We start from the raw sequence: 5,861 nt of genomic DNA on the forward strand, positions 1-5,861 counted from the left end.
TAACAACCCCGTAATCGCCCTCGCCGGCAATCCCAACGTGGGCAAAACCACGCTGTTCAATGCCCTCACGGGTTCGCACCAGACTGTGGGAAACTGGCCCGGGGTGACGGTCGAGCACAAACAGGGCTACTATCTACACAAGGGCAAACGTTATGACGTGATCGACCTTCCAGGCATCTATTCGCTGACGGCAAATTCACCCGACGAACTGGTGACGCGCAACTATCTGCTGCAGAAGAAGCCGGACCTGGTGATCAACATCGTGGACGCCTCCAATCTCGAACGCAATCTCTATCTGAGCGTCCAACTGATGGAAATGCGGGTGCCTCTGCTGCTGGTTTTTTCGATGGTCGATATCGCGGACCAGAACGGGATCCAGATCGATTATGAGCACCTGCGGGGCCATTTGGATTGTCCTGTCCAGCCTTTGGTGCTTTCCAAACGCTTTGATCCCCAGATGCTTTTCCACCAGATTGAATACTGTCTGCGTGACACGCACAAGCCAGCCCAGATCAGCTACGACGAGGTTGTGGCCCGGCATCTGGGCAATATCGAAGAGATCCTGGTCCTGTTGAAGGACAGCCCGGAATTCCCTACCGAACTGCGTTCCGCCCCCCAGAGCTGGCTGGCGCTCAAGCTTTTGGAACGGGATCCCTATTTCGCGCTCAAGCTGCCGGCGGAGCTGATCGAAGCCGTGGACAAAGAAGTGCGGGCGGTGGAAAAACACCGCAACCAATCCAGCGCGGCGGCCTTGGCCGATGACCGCTATGGCTTCATCCGCGGCCTGGTGAAGGACGTGGTGAAGCGGAAAAGCAAGCCCAGCGGCACTTTTTCGGACAGGATCGACCGCGTTGTCCTGAACGGTTTTTGGGGCCTGCCGATCTTCTTTGGGGTGATGTATCTGGTCTTTCTACTGGCGGTGCGGGCCAGCGCGCCCTTGATCGGTTGGATCGGCGACGGCCTGAACTGGCTGCTGGTGGAACAGTGGGGCGGAATTCTGCGCCAGACCGGCCTTCCAGAATGGCTGGCCTATCTGCTGGCGGATGCCGTTGGAGGCGGATTGGCCACCATCGCGACCTTCATTCCCCCGATCTTTTTCATCTTCATGAGCCTGGCCATCCTGGAGGATAGCGGCTACATCGCCAGGGCGGCATTCATAGCGGATAAGTTCATGCGCCGCATCGGCTTGCCCGGCAAGGCCTTCATCCCTCTGCTGGTCGGATTTGGCTGCACCGTTCCGGCGATCATGGCAACCCGCACCCTGGAAAGCAAGCGGGACCGGATCTTCGTCTCGCTGCTAACCCCGTTCATGAGCTGCGGGGCAAAACTGCCGGTCTATACCTATTTGGTGATGATCTTTTTCACCAAACGCGCGGATATCGTGATCTTCGGTCTCTACTTGTTCGGGGTGGCGATGGCGATGCTGTTTGGCCTGATGCTGAAGAAGACCCTGTTCAAGACCGATCCCGGCAACTTCGTTATGGAACTGCCACCCTATCATCTGCCCACCGTCAACGCGATCGGCATGCATACCTGGCACAGGTTGAAGGATTTCATCCTGCGGGCCGGAAAGACGATCTTGATCGTGACCGTGGCGGTCACCATCCTGCAGGGGATCAATGTTCCCGGAACTGTGGGCGCCGAGGGAAGGGGATCCAGCATCTTGGAACTTGGCGGAAAGGCCATCACGCCTGTTTTAGCGCCCCTGGGAATTGAACGTGACAACTGGCCGGCCTCGGTGGCCCTGATCTCCGGGCTCTTTGCCAAGGAGGCGATCGTGGGAACCATGCAGGGGCTGTACAATGACCCGGAAAACATCCTTCAGGCCTTTGGTGGCCAGGCTTCCGCGCTCTCATTCCTGATCTTCGTTCTGCTCTATTCGCCCTGCGCGGCCTCGCTGACCATGCTCTTCAAAGAACACGGCTGGGGCTGGATGCTCTTCGCTTTTGGCTATCTCACCCTGCTGGCCTGGATCGTGGCCACGGTTGCCTATCAGATCCTGGCTTTCAATGCGCGGTCCTGGCTCTGGCTGGCTATCTGCGCGGCGTTGGCGGTGGTTTTTTGGGGCAGCCTGAAAATAATTGGGAGGACAAATGCTGTCACATCGCAATAGGGTGCGCCTGCGCCGTTTCGGAAGGCGCCTCATCAACCGGCCCCAAAGGTGCCAGTGCCTGGTTGGAGACTGCATCAGCCTGGCCGATCTAACACCCGGCCGGGAGGCCGTCATCACCTGCAACACCGACATCAAGACCATTGAACGCGGCCTCTACAGCGGAAAAAGGGTCAGCGCCTTCCGCAACGATACCGATGAACCAAACATCGTGATTGCCGTCGGAGACGCCCGCTACGTCATGGACAGGCGGGTTGCCAGGCAGATCAGGGTCCGCGTGGTTTGAGCGGTGAGATTATTTTCTCCGTAAAAGTAAGGTTGTTGGCTGGGGTGTATTTTCTGATTGACAAATAACTGCGCCTGTCAATTATAGAAAAATTGAGCCGTTAGCATCATACTCAAATCAGCGCCTTGCAGGGAACAGGTGCTGTTGCATTTCCTTAGGAGTCAAGTATGCGTTGTTGCATGAACAGAAAGATCATAATTGTTTTGGCTGTCCTTCTGGCCGGCATCCTGGCTTTGTCCGCCTCAGGGGAAAGGGAACTGGTTTCAGTCATTCTGGGTAGCGGTACATCATACACGGGAACCACCACGGGCTGCCCGATAAACATATATTACAAGAGCCTGCACGGGCAATCCATCTACACGGCGGCGGAACTAAGCGCGGCCGGCATCACGGGTCCGGCTTTGCTAACACAGGTGGGATTTTACGTGAACACCGCTCCCAGCTACGCCCTGCCCGATTTCATCATCCGCATGAAGCATACGGCGGCGGAGAACGTTGCCTACTGGCAATCTTCCAATAACATGGTAACCGTCTATAGCGCAACTTCTTATCAACCCACTGCCGGTGGCTATGAGATGCTGAGTCTGAGCGAGCCCTTCCTCTGGAACGGAAGCGACAACCTGGTGATCGACACCGCCTTCGGCCTGGCCGCAGGTTGGAGCGCTACAGGGACTGTGCAGTATACTATCATCGAAGACGGCTATCGCTTCACCCGCAATGACTTGCACGACCAGACCAATTCCTTTGCCGGAGGCATGAACACCGATTTCAGGCCCAACGTGCGGCTCACCTTCGTACAGGGCGATAGCGCGCCAGTGATATCCACAGACAGCGGTCTGCTTGCCGCGGAGCTCTTTGTCAATGAAGAGGGCGCGGACAGTCTGACGGTTTTCAATCTGGGGTTTGAGGACCTTGTTTACACCATCACGGAATCCCCGGACGCCGCCTGGTTCAGCTTTCACCCTTCGGCGGGTACGGTTGGGAGCGGTGGTTCCGAGCTTGTCACAGGCACTTTCTCGTCTTCCGGCCTGGAGCCTGGCAGGTATCAAACTTCACTGCTATTCGATTCCAACGATCCGCACACACCCCAACTGACGGTGAGCGTGGAATTGGTGGTGCTCAACACTCCTCCCAGCCTTGCTTTGCCGGACAGCCTAACTTTCGCCATGAACAGCCAGCTGGCGGTGGATTTTTTTCCCTATGTTTATGACCCGGACGGCCAGGAATTGGTTTTGGAATACAGCGGAAACACCGATGTGCTGGTTGAAATAAACGATCTCATGGTAAGCTTTGGCGCCACTCCGGACTGGCATGGAACGGAGGAACTGACCTTTTCCGTTTTTGATGGCTACGCCCATGCGTATGACACTGTTTTGGTTACGGTTAACTATGTCAACACTCCGCCCACCATTAACCTCCCTGATAGTTTTGAGTTCGGGGTGGAATTTGGCCTGCTGGTCGATTTCAGCCCTTATGTGTTCGACGCTGACGGCGATGAACTGACCCTTTCCTATTCCGGGAACAGCAATGTCATCATCCACGTCTCGGGTCTGGCTGTTTCACTCTCCTCAGGGCACTGCTGGTCTGGCAGCGAACTGGTATTTTTCACCGTGAGCGACGGTTACGCTGCTGCCAGCGACTCTGTGCTGATCATCGTCAGTTGCGAGGAACAGCCGCTATCCATGGTGCTGCCGGACAGTTTTGAATTTGACATGGATCAGGGTCTGGTGATAGATTTCAGCGCCTACATTGATAATCCGGGCGACGGTCCGCTCACGCTTGCCTATTCTGGCAATACCAACCTGATCATCCGGATCAGCGGTTTGCTGGTCTCCATCTCCGCGGCTAACGGATGGACAGGCTCTGAACTGATAACATTCATACTCAGCGATGGGGTAAATCAAACCAGCGCCAGCGTTTGGGTGATTGTCATCCCATATTCGCTGCCTGTGCCGGATATCCAGATCTCCTTGCTTGATACGGAAACTGTGAGAATAGAATGGAACGCGGTTGCCAGCCAGGTCTATTACGAGATCTGGGCCGGTGAGGATCCCTTCGGAACCTATTCCTTGCTCGGAGTGACAGATAACCTCCATTGGGACCATCCGGCCAGCGATTCGGAGATGCTGTTTTTCCGGGTGATCGCCACCGACGTACCCATTATAGACTAACCAACAGATCTTTCTCCAAGGTTACGAGAGTGTAACCCGCTGGTGTCTTGACATATGTTTGCATTCATTACCCATCCGTTCCCTGCCTCCATTCGGTACAGGCACATAATGTTATGTATTTAAGCCGATTACTGGCCTCTAATAATCATTTCTGTGGAATAAAAATTGCGTAAACTGGAAACAGGAACAAATCACCACATCCTGGAGTTAAAATGCAAAACTTGACTTTGGGCAAGATACTGCCGTTATTGGCATTCATTCTTGTCAGCTTCGTTTCCCTCTCTGCCACACAGCGGCAGATCGAACTTTCCAGCTTTCCCAACCAAGCCACGCTATCTGCCAACAGCGACTTTGGCTTCAATGTCCAATTCCGGATCGGAGAACTGAAGATCCGCGAAGTCCAGACCAAATCAGGCCTTTTCGATGAACTATACGTTGAAGGCTGGGGCCAAACAACAGATGTGGGCGAGCCCCAACTCCCCATGCTGCGCCAAATGTTCGCGGTCCCTCTTGGCGCCAGGGTGAGCTACACTTTCAATTCACAATCGGCCCGGGAACTTAATGCCTCTGCCAGTAAACTCAACAACCTCATAGTGCCAGCCCAGGCGCCAATTTCCAAATCCTCAGACCCGGCCACAATGCCATTCGTCCTGAAAGAAAAGGACTATCAACGCAAAGGTTACAACGAACGCGACTGGATCAAAGTCGACGAGATCGGCTATCTGCGTGGAGTGCGGGTCTTTGCCCTTAGTTTTTATCCTGTGCGCTACGATCCTGTGGGCAACAATCTTCTGGTGATGCAAAACCTCGACGTCCGGATCGATTTCGAAAACCCGGACCTATTGGCAACCGAAGAACTCCTCGCCAAAACTGCGTCCTGGGAATTTGACCGGGCCTACGGACAATCCCTCTTCAACTGGCAGCGCATGGACCGTCCCAGCTTGGTCCGCTATCCCACCAAGATGCTGATCCTGGTGCCGCCCAACTATGTGAGCACTCTGCAACCCTTTGTGGATTGGAAAAGGCAGCAGGGCTACAACGTGGTCGTAACCACGGTGGGCAGCGGTGGGACTGTCGCTAATGCCACCTCGGCCATCAACACATACATGGCGAGTGTCTGGAGCGCTGCCACAGCAGAGGATCCAGCCCCCACCTATCTCTTGATCGTTGGCGATACATCCACCTCCGGCGACAATATCATCTCCAATTCCGGTGCCACCGGCTCACATGTGACGGACCTGACCTATGTGCGGCTCCAAGGCACTGACTACCTTCCTGAAATGTATTACGGCCG

The 5,861-nt window shown here is 55.1% G+C and carries 4 protein-coding genes; all 4 read left to right on the forward strand.

Annotated features, from left to right (window positions below):
* Positions 1-2,113, forward strand: a 2,113-nt coding sequence (feoB, locus tag K0B87_09095; protein MBW6514891.1) for a ferrous iron transport protein B, incomplete at its 5' end; no start/stop codon positions are given.
* A complete protein-coding gene (locus tag K0B87_09100; protein ID MBW6514892.1) occupies positions 2,094-2,396 on the forward strand; it encodes a ferrous iron transport protein A in 303 nt (100 codons plus the stop codon). The genes feoB and K0B87_09100, both read left to right, overlap by 20 nt.
* Before the next feature lie 167 nt (positions 2,397-2,563).
* Positions 2,564-4,567 carry a hypothetical protein gene (locus K0B87_09105; protein MBW6514893.1) on the forward strand — a complete coding sequence of 668 codons (2,004 nt, stop codon included), beginning with the start codon at positions 2,564-2,566 and terminating at the stop codon, positions 4,565-4,567.
* 212 nt (positions 4,568-4,779) lie between these two features.
* The coding region (locus K0B87_09110) for a gingipain R (protein ID MBW6514894.1) at positions 4,780-5,861 on the forward strand (1,082 nt) is incomplete at its 3' end.

This window comes from Candidatus Syntrophosphaera sp. (assembly GCA_019429425.1).
GTDB lineage: Bacteria > Cloacimonadota > Cloacimonadia > Cloacimonadales > Cloacimonadaceae > Syntrophosphaera.

Bases quoted from the DNA above. Each gene is read 5' to 3' on its own strand.
- K0B87_09105 (MBW6514893.1), top strand. From the start codon at position 2,564: ATGCGTTGTTGCATGAACAGAAAGATCATAATTGTTTTGGCTGTCCTT.
- K0B87_09100 (MBW6514892.1), top strand. From the start codon at position 2,094: ATGCTGTCACATCGCAATAGGGTGCGCCTGCGCCGTTTCGGAAGGCGC.